At 35.4% G+C, this 16817-nt stretch carries 22 protein-coding genes and 1 pseudogene; 15 read left to right on the forward strand and 8 right to left on the reverse strand.

Going from position 1 to position 16817, the window contains the following annotated elements:
• Positions 1 to 47 precede the first annotated feature (47 nt).
• Positions 48 to 500, forward strand: coding sequence for a hypothetical protein (locus BD31_RS04635; RefSeq protein ID WP_008299160.1), 453 nt, complete (start codon positions 48 to 50; stop codon positions 498 to 500).
• On the opposite strand, the gene BD31_RS04640 is transcribed toward BD31_RS04635, so the two are convergent.
• Complete coding sequence (locus tag BD31_RS04640; RefSeq protein ID WP_048097453.1) at positions 497 to 1246, reverse strand: metallophosphoesterase; 750 nt, start codon at positions 1244 to 1246, stop codon at positions 497 to 499. The two genes, BD31_RS04635 and BD31_RS04640, sit on opposite strands and share 4 nt — an antisense overlap.
• 34 nt (positions 1247 to 1280) lie before the next feature.
• Here BD31_RS04640 and BD31_RS04645 point away from each other — a divergent pair, with 34 nt between their 5' ends.
• Entirely contained in the window at positions 1281 to 1583 is a 303-nt protein-coding gene (locus BD31_RS04645; RefSeq protein WP_008299185.1) for a hypothetical protein, read from the forward strand.
• 48 nt (positions 1584 to 1631) lie between these two features.
• Complete coding sequence (locus BD31_RS04650) at positions 1632 to 1883, forward strand: hypothetical protein (protein WP_008299165.1); 252 nt, start codon at positions 1632 to 1634, stop codon at positions 1881 to 1883.
• Here the strand turns inward: BD31_RS04650 and BD31_RS04655 are convergent, their stop codons facing one another.
• The gene (locus BD31_RS04655; protein WP_008299178.1) at positions 1884 to 2180 is read right to left on the reverse strand and encodes a hypothetical protein; all 297 of its coding nucleotides are present in this window, start codon (positions 2178 to 2180) and stop codon (positions 1884 to 1886) included. It abuts the gene before it with no gap.
• A gap of 87 nt (positions 2181 to 2267) precedes the next feature.
• On the opposite strand from BD31_RS04655, the gene BD31_RS04660 reads away from it, so the two are divergent.
• From BD31_RS04660 to lsrF, 3 genes and pseudogenes are all read left to right on the forward strand, one after another.
• Positions 2268 to 2561, forward strand: a complete 294-nt coding sequence (locus tag BD31_RS04660; RefSeq protein WP_008299335.1) for a V-type ATP synthase subunit F — start codon at positions 2268 to 2270, stop codon at positions 2559 to 2561.
• Between the two features lie 41 nt (positions 2562 to 2602).
• Positions 2603 to 3631, forward strand: a complete 1029-nt coding sequence (locus BD31_RS04665; RefSeq protein WP_008299437.1) for a zinc-dependent dehydrogenase — start codon at positions 2603 to 2605, stop codon at positions 3629 to 3631.
• Between the two features lie 34 nt (positions 3632 to 3665).
• A pseudogene (gene lsrF / locus BD31_RS04670) lies at positions 3666 to 4589 on the forward strand (3-hydroxy-5-phosphonooxypentane-2,4-dione thiolase); the annotation flags it as partial.
• A gap of 4 nt (positions 4590 to 4593) precedes the next feature.
• Here lsrF and BD31_RS04675 read toward each other — a convergent pair.
• The gene (locus tag BD31_RS04675) at positions 4594 to 5004 is read right to left on the reverse strand and encodes a YybH family protein (protein ID WP_008299281.1); all 411 of its coding nucleotides are present in this window, start codon (positions 5002 to 5004) and stop codon (positions 4594 to 4596) included.
• A 217-nt stretch (positions 5005 to 5221) separates the two neighbouring features.
• Here BD31_RS04675 and ilvB point away from each other — a divergent pair, with 217 nt between their 5' ends.
• The 7 genes from ilvB to BD31_RS04715 all read left to right on the forward strand — a co-directional run bounded on the left by ilvB (position 5222) and on the right by BD31_RS04715 (position 12630).
• Positions 5222 to 6919: a biosynthetic-type acetolactate synthase large subunit gene (gene ilvB / locus BD31_RS04680; RefSeq protein WP_008299181.1), complete on the forward strand. Its 1698-nt coding sequence runs from the start codon at positions 5222 to 5224 to the stop codon at positions 6917 to 6919.
• 9 nt (positions 6920 to 6928) lie between these two features.
• Positions 6929 to 7411, forward strand: a complete 483-nt coding sequence (gene ilvN / locus BD31_RS04685; RefSeq protein WP_008299418.1) for an acetolactate synthase small subunit — start codon at positions 6929 to 6931, stop codon at positions 7409 to 7411.
• Positions 7408 to 8922 (forward strand): 2-isopropylmalate synthase, encoded by a 1515-nt coding sequence (locus BD31_RS04690; protein ID WP_008299176.1) that lies wholly within the window; start codon positions 7408 to 7410, stop codon positions 8920 to 8922. Before ilvN ends, BD31_RS04690 begins: the two co-directional genes overlap by 4 nt.
• A 25-nt stretch (positions 8923 to 8947) precedes the next feature.
• The gene (locus BD31_RS04695) at positions 8948 to 9961 is read left to right on the forward strand and encodes an isocitrate/isopropylmalate dehydrogenase family protein (protein ID WP_008299424.1); all 1014 of its coding nucleotides are present in this window, start codon (positions 8948 to 8950) and stop codon (positions 9959 to 9961) included.
• Positions 9962 to 10522: 561 nt separating this feature from the next.
• Positions 10523 to 10732 carry a hypothetical protein gene (locus tag BD31_RS04705; protein WP_008299274.1) on the forward strand — a complete coding sequence of 70 codons (210 nt, stop codon included), beginning with the start codon at positions 10523 to 10525 and terminating at the stop codon, positions 10730 to 10732.
• Between the two features lie 5 nt (positions 10733 to 10737).
• Complete coding sequence (locus tag BD31_RS04710; protein WP_008299412.1) at positions 10738 to 11703, forward strand: matrixin family metalloprotease; 966 nt, start codon at positions 10738 to 10740, stop codon at positions 11701 to 11703.
• Between the two features lie 243 nt (positions 11704 to 11946).
• The gene (locus BD31_RS04715; RefSeq protein WP_238536069.1) at positions 11947 to 12630 is read left to right on the forward strand and encodes a hypothetical protein; all 684 of its coding nucleotides are present in this window, start codon (positions 11947 to 11949) and stop codon (positions 12628 to 12630) included.
• Positions 12631 to 12672: 42 nt separating this feature from the next.
• On the opposite strand, the gene BD31_RS04720 is transcribed toward BD31_RS04715, so the two are convergent.
• Entirely contained in the window at positions 12673 to 12948 is a 276-nt protein-coding gene (locus tag BD31_RS04720) for a hypothetical protein (RefSeq protein WP_008299419.1), read from the reverse strand.
• Positions 12949 to 13109: 161 nt separating this feature from the next.
• On the opposite strand from BD31_RS04720, the gene BD31_RS11020 reads away from it, so the two are divergent.
• Complete coding sequence (locus BD31_RS11020) at positions 13110 to 13241, forward strand: hypothetical protein (protein ID WP_008299504.1); 132 nt, start codon at positions 13110 to 13112, stop codon at positions 13239 to 13241.
• Here BD31_RS11020 and BD31_RS04725 read toward each other — a convergent pair whose 3' ends face one another.
• The 3 genes from BD31_RS04725 to BD31_RS04735 all read right to left on the reverse strand — a co-directional run bounded on the left by BD31_RS04725 (position 13242) and on the right by BD31_RS04735 (position 15453).
• On the reverse strand, positions 13242 to 13484 hold the full coding sequence (locus BD31_RS04725) for a hypothetical protein (RefSeq protein WP_008299327.1): 243 nt from the start codon (positions 13482 to 13484) through the stop codon (positions 13242 to 13244).
• Positions 13485 to 13654: 170 nt separating this feature from the next.
• The gene (gene aspS, locus BD31_RS04730) at positions 13655 to 14941 is read right to left on the reverse strand and encodes an aspartate--tRNA(Asn) ligase (protein ID WP_008299431.1); all 1287 of its coding nucleotides are present in this window, start codon (positions 14939 to 14941) and stop codon (positions 13655 to 13657) included.
• Positions 14941 to 15453, reverse strand: a complete 513-nt coding sequence (locus tag BD31_RS04735; RefSeq protein ID WP_008299325.1) for a transcription elongation factor NusA — start codon at positions 15451 to 15453, stop codon at positions 14941 to 14943. The genes aspS and BD31_RS04735 overlap by 1 nt, the downstream gene beginning before the upstream one ends.
• Before the next feature lie 82 nt (positions 15454 to 15535).
• Here BD31_RS04735 and BD31_RS04740 point away from each other — a divergent pair, with 82 nt between their 5' ends.
• A complete protein-coding gene (locus tag BD31_RS04740) occupies positions 15536 to 16465 on the forward strand; it encodes an ABC transporter ATP-binding protein (protein WP_008299371.1) in 930 nt (309 codons plus the stop codon).
• On the opposite strand, the gene BD31_RS04745 is transcribed toward BD31_RS04740, so the two are convergent.
• Positions 16466 to 16759, reverse strand: coding sequence for a hypothetical protein (locus tag BD31_RS04745; protein WP_008299214.1), 294 nt, complete (start codon positions 16757 to 16759; stop codon positions 16466 to 16468). It abuts the gene before it with no gap.
• Positions 16760 to 16817 lie beyond the last annotated feature (58 nt).

A 16817-nucleotide genomic window follows, 5' to 3' on the forward strand; every position in this document is an offset into this window, starting at 1 on the left:
TTCTACATTTATGAAAAAAGATAAACCTGTTTACTACAATTTAGTATATGGCAAAAAAGTTCTCTGATGATGAGCTTGATGAAGTCTTAAACAAGATTGAGAAGTTTGAAAATGACGGAATAAGATTTGTTCATCTAAAAAATAGTGTGAAAAAAAATTATGTCAACACAAAGATTGCAGAGTTCAAACTCAAAGACATCTTGGTGTTTCTTGATGAAAATGGATTGGTTCAAAGAATTCCTTTTGATGATAAACCTGGCTTTCATGATTTGACTCTGTACAGAATATCTGAAAAAGGACGCAAGCTAGTTGATACATTTAACCGTGATCCTAATGATGATTGGAATAAGAATAGCTATCTAGCAAATGTCTTGTGTCTAAACTGTGGTTATTCTTATGAAGTTCGAGTTGTATATTCTGAGACCGTAAAAATCTGGGCAAAATCTCAAAGATGCTATAATTGTGCTCATAAGGCAACGTTTGTTACAAAGTCTGTTTAAATTACTTGCTCTATATTTGATTCATTTCCAATAATTGTTCCATCAAGTGTTATTATTTTTGCAGAAGTCACTGGTTTTATCTTGTCGATGATTGGTGAGATTGATTTTTTGTAATGTTTTCTGTATGTTGCATAAAAATATCTGTTAAATGATGGTATGATGATTATTTCTATCTCTCCAGATTTATTTGGAAATATTTTTTCTTTTTCCGTCTTTATTGACACCCAAACTCTTTGACCATTAATTATGGATTCTTCTTGGAAAAACACCGGATGAATATGACCCATGATAATTTTGTTTACATGTGAAAAATTCTCTGAAGGCATTGTATGTCCATGTGTTAATAACACATTATCTTGCACCATTCCAGTTGAACTGATCATAGATATATTGTCTGGAATCAATCTCTGAATATTGGCATCATGATTTCCTGGAATTAGTATCACTTCACATTTTTCTCCAACCTCTTTGAAAAATCTTGGAACTTCATCCCATTCGTTTCTTGAAATGCTTTTGATACTTGATTTGATGTCCCCTAATAAAATTACAGAGTCTGGTTTTTCTGATTCTATTATCTCTAATACTTCTTGAATTGTTTCATTGATTGTGGAATTTTTTCCAACAAAAATTTCGTTTGATGTCATGTTACTTTCAAATCCTATGTGCAAATCTGTGATTACAATGTTCTTTTTTTCTCCCTCTATGATTAATGCAGGCTTTGTTGACAATATTCTAATTTGCGGCATCAAAGTTATACCTTGGATATGTGATTAAACCCTTATGAACAAAGACCTAGGACGCATCCAATCAATAGTTTCTGAAAAACGCGTCAAACTGCATATTTTTGAGCCTAGTCAGAGAAAAATATGGACCGTAGTTGGTGTCGGAGAAGAGCATTGGATAGATCCTGATGACAAATATTGCTCTTGTCCTGGATTTTATTTTGGGCAATTAACTGGAAAAACTTCTTGCTATCATCTAGAATCTACAGAACTAGCTAGGAAGGAGAATTTAGTTGAAAAAATTATTTTTTCTGATGATGAATTTTCTGATTTTCTTTCAGGATTAATTTCTGATTTGTAATGATTTGTTATTCGAACGTGTTAATAACTAGAAAAAATATACAAAATTATGGATGACGACCAACAAAATACTGAAATTGAAAAAATAGCAAACCTGATGGTTCATGATAATATTTCATTTGATGAACAAGATACTACTAAACTGGAAAAATACAAAAATCTAATCAAAGAAGATTGTAGCCTTGATGATGATGATGCAATGAAGTTAGTTTTTGAAACCTTGTTGTATAGAAAACTAAAAAGTGCTGACTCTGGTGATCTACTAGAGAAAGGTACTGATTTTGGTGCTGGATTCAGTTAACTATAACGTAACAGTGTCAACATCCTCTTTTGAGACGCCTTTCCAAAGACCGATCATTCCTTCTGGTTTTACTTCTTCAATCTTGGTGATTTGTTGAATCTTTATGTGATCTGGATTCGGTGGCATCCATAACATTGCCATGTAATCTCCTACATTTCCAACTTTATTTGGTAATGCCATGATGATTTTCTCACTTGCAAATCCCTTTGAGCCAAGTGCTGTGTTTGCTTTTTCTCTAAGATCCATTCTTCCATGTAGGAACAAATAGACATCTTTTCCAGTATCAATTTCTGTCATGAATTCACTGGTTTTTCAGAGTAAATCAATCTTTCCTGAACTTATACGCCAAAAAGGGTTAAATTAGAATGAACGAAATTCATAACTGTGAAAATCTTCACCGTTGGCAGTAAATCCTTTGTAACTAGTTTCCAATTAGCTGGAATTCCAGGAATAATTTCTGAAACTCCTCAAAAGGCATTGGACCAAATTAGAACACTAACTGATGATTCTGATGTTGGGTTGGTACTGGTAAGTGACGATATCACAGAATCAATCAATGATGAATTAACATCCCTCAGATCTGAAAAATCGACTCTTGTATTTGCACTGCCTGCAGCTGGAAGTGAAAAATCTGAAGTCGACTATAGATTAATGCTCAAGAAAATCCTCGGTGTATAGTTCTTTTAATCTACTTATAATCAACTCTCTAATGCTCTACCATGAAAACTGCATCTGTCAAAGAATCTGGTGTAATTTCAGTTGATGATGTAGAGACACCACAGCTAAACTCTGGAGATATTCTAATCCAGATGGAATCTTGTGGGATATGCGGTTCTGATTTGGAAAAAGTCTTTGGCCACTATGGTCAACCATCGATGCGTTTAGGTCATGAACCAGCTGGTATAGTTTTAGATGTTGGGTCCAATGTAACATCATTCAAAAAAGGTGATAGAGTCTTCACACATCACCACGTCCCTTGCTATGATTGTCATTTTTGCAATCACGGCAATGAAACAATGTGTCCAAAATATTATGAAACTAATCTTTCTCCATGTGGTTTATCTGAAAAATATATTGTTCCAGCTTGGAATGTTTCTCATGATGGTGTATTGAAAATCTCTGAGAAGACAAGTTTTGAGGAAGCAGCACTGATTGAGCCACTTGCTTGCTGTGTTAGAGCGTGGACTAAATTCCCTTACCAACAAGGTGATTCAGCTGCCATTTTTGGGGTTGGTCCAACTGGCATGATGCATGTGATGTTAGCTCATGCAAAAAAGTTTTCAAAAATTTTCTGTTTGGATGTCAATGACTTTCGATTGAATTTTGCAAAAAAATTCAACATTACTGAATCTATCAACTCTATGGATGAAAACAGAAAACAAAAGATTCTTGATACTACTGATGGGCTAGGTGTGGATGTGGCAATTGTTGCAACAAGTAGCCTCAAAGCACTAGAAGATGCAATTGGAATTGTTCGCAAAGGAGGATCTGTAATGATGTTCGGCGTACCTTCAAAAGGTGCAATGATGAATTTGGATATGAGTATAATTTACTCTAAAGAAATAACTCTGGTTACTAGCTACGCTGCATCTGACAAGGACACAACTGAAGCATTGAATTTAATCGAATCATCTCAGATTGATGTCAAGCAACTAATCACTCACACTTACTCCATAAATGATTCCCAAAAAGCATTTGATCATGCACGTACAGGTGAGAATGCAATGAAAATAATTATTACAAAATAAGAAAGGCTTAAGAAAGGTATTTCTTTTCAAAAAAAATCGAAGAAATATGGATTGGGGATTACAAAACAGATTATCTAGTATAATTAAACCACAAAATAACCGCGCACTAATGCTTGCAGTAGACCACGGATACTTTCTTGGCCCGACTGAAAAATTAGAAAACCCAAAGAAGGTCATTGCACCACTTTTGAAATACTGTGACTCATTGATGGTCACTCGCGGTGTTCAGAGAACATCTGTTTCTGCAACTACTGATACTCCAATGGTATTGAGAGTATCTGGCGGTTCTAGCATTATAGGTGAGGATCTATCTCAAGAAGACATTACAGTATCAATCCAAGATGCAATCCGACTTAATGCAAGCGCACTTGCGATGTCTATCTTTGTTGGCTCAAAATATGAATATCAAACTATTGTAAATCTTGGAAAATTAGTCAGTGAGGCTGAATCATATGGAATTCCAGTTTTAGCTGTTACTGCGGTTGGAAAAGAACTAGGAAAGGATGCAAGATATCTCTCACTTGCTTGCAGAGTTGCAGCAGAACAAGGTGCTCACATTGTCAAGACATACTACTGTGATAATTTTGAAAAAGTTGTTCAATCATGTCCTGTTCCAATCATTGTTGCAGGTGGAAAGAAAATTCCTGAGCGTGATGCTTTACAATTAACATTTAATGCAATCAAAGGTGGTGCAGTTGGAGTTGATATGGGTCGAAACATCTGGCAATCAGAACATCCAGTTGCAATGATTCGTGCAGTACGATCTATAGTACATGGAAACTCAAATGTTGATCAAGCATTCAAACTATATCAAAAATTAGTCAGTGAGGAATCCAAAAATCGACCAAAGAACAAAAACAAACCAAACAATCCTAATCAAAACAAATCAAAGAACAAAAACAAACCAAACAATCCTAATCAAAACAAATCAAAGAACCCCAATCCTTCAAAGAAATAGAAAATCAATTAATCTTTGATAGGTGAATGTGTGCAATTTTCCATGTTGGTTGTTTTACTAGTACAAATGTTGCTCTTCCGTTAACTATCATGTGCTCTCCCGTGTATGCTTTGGTATCTACTAGCATTCCTTTTTGAATCAATTCAAATGCAACAACTGCAGCATCCCCAAATATGCTGATCTTTGGATTTTTAATTTCATAGGTATAGTCTGAGATGCTTACAAATCGTAACTCTTCTAATTCTATCGTGTTTTGATAATCTTTAAGATCATAAGGTGGTAAATCACTAAAGCTTGAAAATCTAGGATCGTTTAGGTGAATATCTTTTAGAATGCCTAAATCTTTTGTTATTCCTGCCTCGAATAACGACTCAATAATTTTTATAATTTCTTCATTGTCTGTCAAAACAGTCATTCGGAATATGAAAATTCTCAGTTTAAGTCTTCTGTATGATTGCAAACAAAATTACGATTATTATTTAGAGAATCTTTATTAATTATCAGTTGGTGATTTTTTTTGATTTGAATGAGCAGCACATTAACTGAATTTATTGGCAATGATTTGCCTCTTGTAGTTTCACTGTAAAGTGTGCTCAAAAATTTACTAGCTTAAAATTATGGAGATTGATTTGATGAATAAAATGGAAAAAATGATTGGCGCAAAGGCATTGATGGTCGCAATGGAAAAAGAAGGCGTCAAAGAAGTATTTGGATTACCTGGAGGTGCAAATCTTCCAATGTATGATGAATTTGCTAGATGTAATATTAGACATATTTTGACAAGACATGAACAATCAGCTGCGCATATGGCAGATGGTTTTGGAAGAGTCAGCAGAAAACCTGGTGTTTGTTTTGCAACATCAGGACCTGGTGCTACAAATATCTTAACTGGAATTGCAACAGCTCAAGCTGATTCTTCTCCCATGATTGCAGTAACTGGTCAAGTACCAGTAGCAATGATCGGACGAGATGCATTTCAAGAAAGTGATATTATTGGAATGGCAAACCCTGTTGTAAAATATGCATTTCAACCAAGAACCGCTGCTGAAGTTCCTGAAGTTGTAAGAAAAGGATTTTTCATTGCAGAGACTGGCAGACCAGGACCCGTTCTGATTGACATTCCAAAAGATGTTCAACAAAATGAAGCTGAGATGGTTTTTCCTGATGAGTTTAAGATTCGCGGTTATCATCCATGGGCTGATCCTGATATCGTTAATGTCGAAAAAGCAATTGACATGCTTCTTCATTCTGAAAAACCAATTATCTTAGCTGGCGGTGGAACCATTATCTCATCAGCATTTGCTGAGCTCCAAGCAATAGCTGAAACTTTAATGCTTCCAGTAGTTACTACTTTCAAAGGCAAAGGTGCATTTCCTGAAAATCACCCATTGTCATTAGGTCCAATTGGAATGCATGGACATGCAGAGGCAAACAAAATGATGGCAGAAGCTGATTGTGTTTTGGCAATTGGAACTCGATTTTCAGACAGATCGGTTGGAACCTTTGAGGCTTTTGAAAAGAGATTAAAAATTATTCATATGGATGTTGACCCTGCAGAGATTGGCAAAAACCAGACCGCGCAAATTGCAGTCGTAGGTGACGTTCGTGCATCACTTAGAATCATGGTAAAATTACTCTTACAAAGATCAATAAAAAAATCTGCAGAAAGTCCTTGGGTTAAACATGTCAAAGAAACCAAAGCATATTGGAAAGAAAACTTAAAACTTCATCCTGGAGAGATGGGTGCTGCAAAGATTTTGAGAAAACTCAGAGAACTATTGCCAAAAGAGTCTATTGTAACTACTGAAGTAGGACAACATCAAATGTGGGCATCATTATTCTATGACGTAATTCAACCTGGAACTTTCTTTAGCTCAACTGGACTTGGTACTATGGGCTGGGGGTTTCCTGCATCAATTGGTGCCAAAGTTGCAAGACCTGACGTTCCAGTTGTAGATATTGCAGGCGATGGCAGCTTTAGCATGACTGAAAATTCCCTTGCAACTGCAGTTTTAGAAGACATCCCAGTAATTGTATTTATTTTAAACAATTCTACATTGGGCATGGTAGCTCAATGGCAACGAACTTTCTATAACCGACGTATGATTGGAGTTGACCAAGGTCATTGTCCTGATTATGTTAAACTAGCTGAATCATACGGTGCTCAAGGAATTCGTGCACAATCAATGGACGAACTAGACAAAGCAATTAAGAATGCATTAAGCAGTGATGTTGCAACTGTAATTGATATCCCAATTGATCCTGAAGAAGATGTATTGCCATTTGTTGCACCTGGAACTTCACTTTCGGATATGATATTACCCTCTTAGTGATTAATTATGTGGGCAATTCTTTCTATTCTAGTTGAAAATAAACCTGGAATCTTGTTTAAGGTAACACATCTTTTCAGATCTAGAAATTTCAATATTGATAGCATCTCAGTTGGTATTACTGAAAATCCTGAATATTCTAAAATGACTATCACTACATATGGTGATGAAAAACAAATTGAGCAGATTGTAAAACAGCTCGATAAAATGATAGATACTGTCAAAGTTGAGCGTCTTGATGAGCACAAAACAGTATACCGTGAACTCAGTCTTTTTAAGATAAAACTAAGTAATGCTAATGATAGTATGGAAATTAACAAACTCGCAAATGCATATGGCGCCAAGGTTCATGATGTAAGAAAGGAATCAATAATGGTTGAATTGACTGCAACTCCAGATCAAATTGCAGCATTTGAAGAATTGGCAAAACCATTTGGAATCCTTGATGTTGCACGAACAGGTGTTGCAGCTTTACAAAGGAGTGGAGCATGAAAATTAGAATATTTGATACAACATTAAGAGACGGAGAGCAAACAATTGGTGTATCATTATCACCAGATCAAAAACTTGCAATTGCAAAAAAACTTGACGAGCTTGGCGTTGATGCAATTGAAGCTGGGTTCCCAGTAATTTCAGAAGGTGAATTCAAAGCAGTCAAAATGATCACAAGTGAAGGATTATCTTGTGAGATTGCAGGATTGACAAGAACTATAAAAAAAGATATTGACGCTGCAGTTGATGCTGGATTAAATTATATCCACACATTCATTGCAACATCTGACATTCACTTGGAGCATAAACTCAAAATGACCCGAGATCAAGCCCTTGCAAAAGCAATTGAGGCAGTAGAATATGGAAAATCACGTGGTCTTCAAGTAGAATTTTCAGCTGAAGATGCTTCGAGAACAGAAAGAGATTTTTTAAAAAAAGTATTTGGTCAAGTAGCAAAAGCAGGAGCTGATAGAGTTAACATTCCTGACACTGTGGGATATGCTACTCCTGAATATATGGCAGAAATTACCAGAGATACAATAGAAGCTACAAAACTTCCAGTTAGTGTTCACTGTCATAATGATTTTGGATTAGCTGTTGCAAACTCTTTGGCTGGAATTCATGCCGGAGCATCATGTGCACATGTGACAATAAATGGTATTGGTGAACGTGCAGGAAATGCATCGTTGGAAGAACTTTCTATGGCATTGAAATGTTTACCCTATGAACAAAAATATGAAACTAATGTCAAATCTGAATTAATTTACGAGACATCTAGATTTATCTCGAAGACTGTAGGAATTATGGTCCAACCAAACAAGGCAATTGTTGGTGCTAACGCATTTGGTCATGAATCAGGTATTCATACGCATGGTGTGTTGAGCAACCCCCTCACTTACGAGCCTATCAGTCCTGAATTAGTTGGAAGAAAGAGATGGCTTCAAGTTGGAAAACATGCTGGAGTTCATGGAATGAATGCAATGCTTGCAGAATATGGGGTAAAACCAACTGAAGAGCAATCACAACAAATCTTAGACAAAGTCAAAGTGCTAGGTGATCAAGGAAAGCAAATCACTGATGTTGAGTTACTCTCTATCGCAAGTGATGTTTTGGGAGAAAAAGAACTCAAAAGAATTGTTCAGTTAACTGGGTTCTCAGTATCAACAGGTATTGGAACAATGCCTTACGCATTTGTAAAGTTAAACATTGATGGTCAAGATCATATTGGAACTGATTATGGTGTTGGTCCGGTAGATGCCGCACTTAATGCAATTCAAAAGATTACTGGAAAGATTTCAGAGATTAGGATAAAAGATTATGGGTTGGCATCTATCTCCGGCGGTTCTTCGGCACTATGTGAAGTCACAGTAAAAGTTGAAGATGCATTAGGAAATAAGGTATCTGCAAAATCAGTTGGTGAGGACATTGTAACCACTTCAGTTAAAGCAGTAATTGATGCCATTAATAGAATAATGCTCAAAAAAATGCTTGGCGAAAAACAGTTAAGCTAAATCAATCTTTAATGATGATGGTATAATGTACAAAATTTCATTAATTACTGGTGACGGAATAGGTCCTGAGTTATCAGAATCTGCAATATCTGTATTAAATACAATTCATGACAAGCTTGACTTGAAATTTGATATAACAAAATTGTCAGCTGGTGACAAGGCTTTGGCTGAAACCGGAAAGGCACTTCCTGATGAAGTTGTTTCCACAATAAAACAATCTGATGTTTGCCTTAAAGCTCCTGTTGGAGAGAGTGCAGCTGATGTTATTGTTGTATTGAGGAGATTACTTGATTTGTATGCTAATATCCGACCTGCGAAATCATATCCACATATGCCTGCATTACGAGATGATATTGATATGGTAATAGTCCGAGAGAACACTGAAGATCTTTACACCGGCAAGGAATTTAGCTTGGGTAATGCCGCAGTTGCATTGAGAATAATTTCAGAATATGCCTCAAAACGTATTGCAAAATATGCTTTTGAGACTGCAAAGCAACGTGATTCTATGAGAAAAGTGACATGTGTTCACAAATCAAATGTCATGCGAGTAACTGATGGATTGTTTGCAAAAGCCTGTATTGATATCTCGAAAGATTATCCCGACATTACATTTGAGCAGATGTATGTTGATGCATGTGCAATGAATCTAATTCGTCAGCCTGAACAGTTCGATGTTATAGTTACGACAAATTTGTTTGGTGATATTTTGTCTGATGAATCATCTCAAGTAGTTGGTGGATTGGGAATGGCACCTGCTGCTAACATTGGAGATAACTTTGCACTCTTTGAGCCAGTTCATGGTGCTGCATTTGATATTGCAGGACAAAACATTGCAAATCCATCATCATTTTTACTTTCAATTAAAATGATGCTTGATTGGCTTGGCAACAAACACAATGATAAAAAATGTATTGAAGTGGGAGAGAAATTAGAATCCACCATCTTTGATTTGGTAAAGACAGGTGTAAAGACTAAAGACATTGGTGGCGACAAGACCACCAAAGAATTTACAAAACAGATTACTGACAATCTCTAAAAAGGCAAAGCCCCGTTTTGGAAAGAAAAACACCCTTAATCTTTGATTTTTTATTTCTGATGCTTTCCGACAAAACATTGTTTGCATAATTTACTTCCTATTCTGGTCTTTAGGAATGAGATTTGATCCTGACTTAATCTTCCATGTTGAATCAGATTGATCAATTCTTCAGTTTCTATGGTTTCAAATTTTTCATGACAAGAACATTCTAAACATTGACAATTAATTTTTGAGCCCATAAAGATGAAAATTTCTGGAAATTTTAATTTGTTTACTTAACTCATTGAGATTTGAGTAAGTTTTGATAAGATCTCATTTGTCATCTTTCGTAAATCTGAAATGTTGTAATTACTTTCAAATTGGTTTTCCATGGTTATAATTATGGCAAAAACTAGATAATGATTTGTTCGTTTTTAATGTTACACTTTTGGGTTCTGTTTTGTATCTGCCTCCTTACCCTGCTTGTTTTTTTACAAATGTGATCATTTCTCTATTTCACTAGTGTGTACGGCTGTTACATACACATCATTTAATGGCTACTTTCATTAATTTTATCTAGGTATGGGTATAGATGAAGCCATTAGGAGATTAGAAACTTCCAATCAGGGATTACGTGGAATTTTAGACGATATTGATACTACGCTTTTAGGACTCAGATCAGACCCTCGACTAGATGGGCTAATTGATGATTTGGAGAATCTATTTAATGCATATCTTAAAACTTGGATAAAGAGCAACTCTGAAATTTTAGATATTTTAAAAAAGATTTGAAATAATTGAAGATAAAATCAGTAATTATTCTTGCACTAGTTTTGCTGATTCCAATTGATACTTTTGCAGAACCTCCTGAATACTATGCTTCGCCAATAATCTGTATCAGAGATTTTCCAAACGATGATTCTGTATCTGCAATAAAAAAAACCCTTTACATTAAAGCCATCAAAGCAAGCATTACTGAGTGGGATAATATGCTAAAACAACAATCAACACTTCCAAGATCTGAGAACTGGAAGTGGGATCTTGATGTGAAAAATGTGAATTCATTTTCAAGTGATTGTAGCATCAATATCCAATTTATTGCAGAACCTGCATCTGAGAAAAAAGATCTTGTGTTAGGTGAGTATTATTCTAGTAGTAATTTGATAAACTTGTATTACTATACTCCATATAGATGTGAAACACATAGAGATTCATCCTACATCTATTATGGAATATGTAGAAGTTCAATCGACTTGGCTACAACTGATGAGATGAGCTCAATATTCAAACATGAGTTTGGCCATGCTTTAGGATTAGGACATGATATTTCTGAAACATCTTTAATGAATGCCATCTATGAACAGATACCATACAAAGGAAGAATCACTCCTCATGATGTAGATAAAGTTACAGATTTACATCCAAATGGATTTTTTTATGCGCCAATTGAATCACAATATGACTCAGAATATTCACTTGATTCTAATCCTCAAATTCCAGAATGGATAAAGACTAATGCACTGTGGTGGTCTGAAAATCAAATTGATGATGAGACATTTGTTTCAGGAATAAAATATTTGATTGATCAAAAAATTATAACAATTCCACATACTGTACAAAATACAATTTCTGATTCAAATGAAATTCCTGCATGGGTTAAAAATAATGCAGATTGGTGGGCAAATGGTTCGATAGATGATGATTCGTTTATTTTAGCAATCCAGTATTTGATTTCAAATGGAATCTTGAGGCTATCTGCTTAGCTCTCTGATAGTTTAAGATATTTTTGCGATATAGTCTTCATGGATTCTCTTCTGGTTTTGAATTATCCACAAAAATGCCTCATAATTTACATCCATAGAAAGTACTGATTTTTTATTTTAACCCATTCAAAGTAAAAAAAATTTGATTTGCTGGATTCCTATTTTTGAAAACTAAGCCTAGATGCCTTTCCATCTTTGGGAAATTCTGTAATTCTTTAAGAATAATCCTTATCCATTAGCAATGTGAACATTTCACTATATTTGCTTGCAGGATTTGCTTTGATACTGTTGATGTTTCCATCTGTATATTCTGATGATCTGATAGTTCTTGGAAACGGGCATGCTCCAATATACATGTCAAACTCTGATAGTGGTAGATATGATCTTAATGGTGATGGAAATGCAGATTATTTTGTAAAAGCGCATTATGCTGGCAATTATCATCAAAAATTAAAGATTGATTACAAAATTCAAGATGAATGCGTTGACCTAGGTCCAAAAGACGGTGATAATGTAGGTGGTGATACATTTGATGATGCCGCAATGAAGATTGGTTTTTCAACAATACCTTATGTTGATAGAGATTGGACAATAGACGGTACCGTGATATCTAATCCTTGGTTTAATTCACAAAAAAATGATGACAACAGGCAAATTGCTTTGGTGTCTTTTCCTAATGGATTTATTCCATCAGAATTCCCCTCATTTGAAAATGGTGACGATGTGATTCAAGGGAAAGGTAAAAAAGGATCTTTTAAACATCTTGATTCTATTTCTGAATTAGGTGGACAGTCTGGATGGACAGGTTCAATTTATGTGACTGGGCCAGTTGGCAATTTTGCTTTGTGGACAATTCATCCTTCTGGAGGATATGGTGGATGTGATGGTTTGACTGGATTTGGCATTCCTATTTTTATTGCAGAGTAACTGATCTTATACTATGGACTTTTCTTAAAGAGAATTTTTGGTCTAATCTTTTCTCTTTTTGAGGTCTGATTTTGGGGGATTAAGCGACCAGAAAAACATGGCAAGCCCTATTGGTATCATGATTAGTATAGCTGCCACAATTGATATGGTGTAAAACATTGGGTCAAGCCCTGGAATAAATGGCCCTGGAAAAACTGCGTAGGCCCACAAGATTGCAACAAATATCAAAACAACTCTGTTTTTTCGTACAAGTTTTCTCCATCCTAGTCTTCTCTTTTTGATATAGCATTCTTTACATCGTGTTTTGTCGTCAGTCATACATGATGTGCAACAATCCTTGTCGCAAAAATAACAAATCCTATCCCCAAATGATGATCCACAGTAATCACACTTGAACACTGTTCTTGATCTGTTTTATAGAATTTATCTCTTTTTCAAAAATTACCAATTTTTATTAATTACATATTCTGACAGTTCTCATGGTAGATTGTTGTATTTGCAAAGTAGTGCCTGGCACTCTAAAAATTAAAGATGGTAATCCAAAATACATTGGCAAACCAGTTTGTAAAGAGTGTGAAGGGTATAGAAAATTACTCAAAGAAACAAAATAACTATTCTCTTGTTTTGTTCTTTGCAGCCCAGTCTTCATACATTTTAATTAATTCGTCTACGTCTTTTCCGTCTTCTGAATACGTCACTATCACTCCAAATGTTCCCTTTGTATCGTGGCCTCTTGCAAAGTATCCCCAATACGAGTCTGGTAATTTTGCAAAACTGCTTGAATCATGTGATACTCCAATCAGATTATTTCCAATTACCTCGACGACTTTTTTTGCATCTGTCTTCTCTATCATGGAATTACAAAACCTTGATACAATAAAAATCTGAATGATTTTTGACTAGTTTAGAAATGGATTATCGATTATTCCCATTGCTAACATGGCCATCATTGATACTACAGTACCTGTACCTGTTAAAATTCCAATTAATACCAAGGCATCTCGTTTATCCAAAATATCTCCAATTATGGGCTTAGTCTGTCAGGATCTCGTGGATATAAGACCACTTCGCGTACATTGTCAATTCCGATTAGTGTTGTCATCAGTCTGTCTAACCCCATTCCCCAACCTGAGTGCGGTGGCATCCCCCAATCAAATGTCTTAAGATGGTCTGCAAACTGGGCAGGATTAAGTCCTTGTTCAGCTAATCTGCTTTTCAGTGTTTCAGGATTATGAAGTCTGGTGCCCCCCGAGGCTAATTCTAGATATCCATATTGTAAATCAAATGATCGTGATAGTGCTGCATCTTCATCTTTTTCTCTAATGTAAAACGGCTTTAACTTCATTGGCCAGTCCATCAAAAAGAAAAATCCTGGATGGTTCTTTCCAATTATTCTCAAGTGTGAGTCAAGCAAGTCATCCCCAAACTCTACTTTCTCACCTTCTTTCTTTAATTCTTCAATACATTGAGTGTATGTTATTCTTTCAAATGGTGAAGATGGCACTACGATCTCATGTTCAATTGCTTGTTGCTCTTTTTTACAATTCTCTGCTGTAAATTTGTATACTTCTAACACCAGTGATTCTAAAACATTCATCACATCATTGTAATCCATGAATGCAGCTTCAATGTCTACACTTGTAAATTCACTAAGATGTCTACCTGTATGTGAATGCTCTGCACGATAAAAGTTTGAAATCTCAAATACTCGCTCAAGCCCTATTGTCATCTGTTCTTTGTATAGTTGGGGGCTTTGTGCCAAATATGCAGTCTTTCCAAAATAGTCCAGTGAAAACAAATCAGCTCCACCTTCACTTGCACTGCCAATAATTTTTGGTGTTGTAATTTCAATAAATTTTTTCTCTGCTAGTGTTTTTCGTAATGATTGTAATACCTGATGTCTTAGCTTGAAAATTGATGCTGTCTTTTGATTTCGCATATCAAGTGCACGATGATTCAATCTTGTGTCGATGTTACTCTCTAGTCTTCCAATGGGATCTACTGGTAATGGGTGAATTGCTTTTCCTAATACTTCGATCTCGTCTGCTTTAATCTCAAATTCAAAGTCACGAGCTTTAGTCTCTTGAACTATTCCTTTAATACTAACAACACTTTGACGATTAATCTCAGGTAGATTATCATTTAGTTCTCCTTTGACAATGACTTGGGAAATTCCTGACACATCACGTAGTGTGATAAATGACATCTTTCCTAGCTTTCGAAGATCTTCAATCCATCCTCCCAAAACTACCTGCTTTCCAATTAAGTCAGAACTAAGTTCTGAAATATCATGAGTTTTTACAAATACCATTATCTTTTATCCTCAAATTCAATCTCAATGTCAAGGTTTCGGGCGTCTTTTACTATTTGTATTACTTTTTGAGTGTCTATTGGGAATTTTGGGGTCCATTTGCCTGATACCACCGCTTTTGTCTTTTGTACTCCGCCTGGTGCCCATACTGCATTAATTGATAATATTTTGGTTGGAAAGAACAGATCTTCTATGAATCTCTTGTCTGTCTCGTCAGCTTCAACAAGCCAAATCTTTCCCTTAAACTGATCTTGAAATTGCCTGTACAATGTACGGCTTTGCCTAATTTTCATAATATCGTTTTTAGCCAAAGACAAAACAAAATTTCCGTCAAACTCTTTGCACGAATATAGGGTAAAGTCATCGATCTCTTTGTTTGATTTTGCAATGTTTGCAAGTATAATTGATGCATCAACATCTGCCTTTGTCAGTTGGCCTGACTCTACTTTGCCTTCACATTGAGGGCAAAGAATTGAATTTTTTGCATCAAAGCCACAAATTGGTAGTATCATTTGAATCGACTTTTTCATTCTGACAATCTTGTTTATATCCCTTAGTGCAAAACAAAAATTCTAGCTTGGATCTAAGATACACATGACACTCATATCTGTCAAGGGATTGTCGACAAAGTATGATTCTACAAATGGCCCAGTTTATGCAGTAGATGATGTTGATTTTGAATTAAAGGACGGTGAATCCATAGGAATTGCAGGTGAGAGTGCATGTGGTAAGAGCACATTAGGATTGTCTATCATTCGTATGCTTTCAGGTGGAAAAGCAAATGGAGAGATACTTTTTGATGGCGAATCTCTTTTAGACTTGCCAGAGTCAGAATTTAACAAAAGATTCCGATGGAAAAAGATCTCAATGATATTTCAAGGTGCAATGAACTCCTTAGATCCTGTATTTACCATTTATGATCAATTTATTGAAATAATAAAACAGCACAACTACGTTGGAGATTCTAAAAAGATAATCTTGGATGCAATTTATGCTGTTAGCTTGGATGAGTCCATCTTGAAAAAATACCCGCATGAGCTAAGTGGGGGTATGAAGCAAAGAGTGGTGATTGCAATGGCCCTTTTGCTAAAGCCAAAGTTTGTAATTGCAGATGAGCCAACAACAGCGCTTGACGTGCTGATTCAGGCTCAAATTGTCAACTTGCTCAAACATCTCAAAAAAGACGGCATGTCATTCATGCTGATCACACACGACTTGGCAGTTCTGTCTGAAATTGCAGAAAAAATTGGGATAATGTACGGGGGGCAAATAGTAGAATTTGGCTCTTCTCAAGAAATTTACAAAAATCCAAAACATCCATACACCAAAGGTCTGTTAGAATCAATCCCTACCCTTAGTGGAAACACTCCAAAATACATCAAAGGAATTCCGCCTAGTTTACTTGATGCACCAACTCAGTGTAGATTTCTAGATAGATGTCCTGTTGCAGTTGAAAAATGCAAACAACTTCCACCAAAATTTAAAACTGAAACTGGCTATGTTAGATGCTGGTTATATGAATAATTATTTTGAATCTAGATATTCTTCATCAATTTTTTTTAAATACACTTCCTGAATATCTGAAATCTCTCTTGCTATTGTATTGCTACAAAGAATTCTTGCGTATTCGATTAATTCAGAGTTTTGTTGTGTTTTTTCAAACTCTTCAATTCTCTTAAATGCCTCTTGCTCATATCTCATTATTTCTTTGAATTCTTTGCTAATTTCAGATGCTCTCATGTTTTGATAGTCTTTGGAATTTGATTTTCTAAATGTTATCTCGTTGATTAATTCCTCAATTTCATCAGGCTCTTCCATGTTTTTTTAAAAACTAGTAAAATAAATTATTTTTGTCTTTTCTTCTTGTGTTCTAAAA

The sequence above is a fragment of the Candidatus Nitrosopumilus salarius BD31 genome, assembly GCF_000242875.2.
In the GTDB taxonomy this organism is placed as follows: Archaea; Thermoproteota; Nitrososphaeria; order Nitrososphaerales; family Nitrosopumilaceae; genus Nitrosopumilus; species Nitrosopumilus salarius.

Bases quoted from the DNA above. Each gene is read 5' to 3' on its own strand.
- BD31_RS04635 (WP_008299160.1), top strand. From the start codon at position 48: ATGGCAAAAAAGTTCTCTGATGATGAGCTTGATGAAGTCTTAAACAAG.
- BD31_RS04640 (WP_048097453.1), bottom strand. From the start codon at position 1,246: ATGCCGCAAATTAGAATATTGTCAACAAAGCCTGCATTAATCATAGAG.
- BD31_RS04645 (WP_008299185.1), top strand. From the start codon at position 1,281: ATGAACAAAGACCTAGGACGCATCCAATCAATAGTTTCTGAAAAACGC.
- BD31_RS04650 (WP_008299165.1), top strand. From the start codon at position 1,632: ATGGATGACGACCAACAAAATACTGAAATTGAAAAAATAGCAAACCTG.
- BD31_RS04655 (WP_008299178.1), bottom strand. From the start codon at position 2,180: ATGACAGAAATTGATACTGGAAAAGATGTCTATTTGTTCCTACATGGA.
- BD31_RS04665 (WP_008299437.1), top strand. From the start codon at position 2,603: ATGAAAACTGCATCTGTCAAAGAATCTGGTGTAATTTCAGTTGATGAT.
- BD31_RS04675 (WP_008299281.1), bottom strand. From the start codon at position 5,004: ATGACTGTTTTGACAGACAATGAAGAAATTATAAAAATTATTGAGTCG.
- ilvB (WP_008299181.1), top strand. From the start codon at position 5,222: ATGAATAAAATGGAAAAAATGATTGGCGCAAAGGCATTGATGGTCGCA.
- ilvN (WP_008299418.1), top strand. From the start codon at position 6,929: ATGTGGGCAATTCTTTCTATTCTAGTTGAAAATAAACCTGGAATCTTG.
- BD31_RS04690 (WP_008299176.1), top strand. From the start codon at position 7,408: ATGAAAATTAGAATATTTGATACAACATTAAGAGACGGAGAGCAAACA.
- BD31_RS04695 (WP_008299424.1), top strand. From the start codon at position 8,948: ATGTACAAAATTTCATTAATTACTGGTGACGGAATAGGTCCTGAGTTA.
- BD31_RS04705 (WP_008299274.1), top strand. From the start codon at position 10,523: ATGGGTATAGATGAAGCCATTAGGAGATTAGAAACTTCCAATCAGGGA.
- BD31_RS04720 (WP_008299419.1), bottom strand. From the start codon at position 12,948: ATGACTGACGACAAAACACGATGTAAAGAATGCTATATCAAAAAGAGA.
- BD31_RS11020 (WP_008299504.1), top strand. From the start codon at position 13,110: ATGGTAGATTGTTGTATTTGCAAAGTAGTGCCTGGCACTCTAAAAATT.
- BD31_RS04725 (WP_008299327.1), bottom strand. From the start codon at position 13,484: ATGATAGAGAAGACAGATGCAAAAAAAGTCGTCGAGGTAATTGGAAAT.
- aspS (WP_008299431.1), bottom strand. From the start codon at position 14,941: ATGGTATTTGTAAAAACTCATGATATTTCAGAACTTAGTTCTGACTTA.
- BD31_RS04735 (WP_008299325.1), bottom strand. From the start codon at position 15,453: ATGATACTACCAATTTGTGGCTTTGATGCAAAAAATTCAATTCTTTGC.
- BD31_RS04740 (WP_008299371.1), top strand. From the start codon at position 15,536: ATGACACTCATATCTGTCAAGGGATTGTCGACAAAGTATGATTCTACA.
- BD31_RS04745 (WP_008299214.1), bottom strand. From the start codon at position 16,759: ATGGAAGAGCCTGATGAAATTGAGGAATTAATCAACGAGATAACATTT.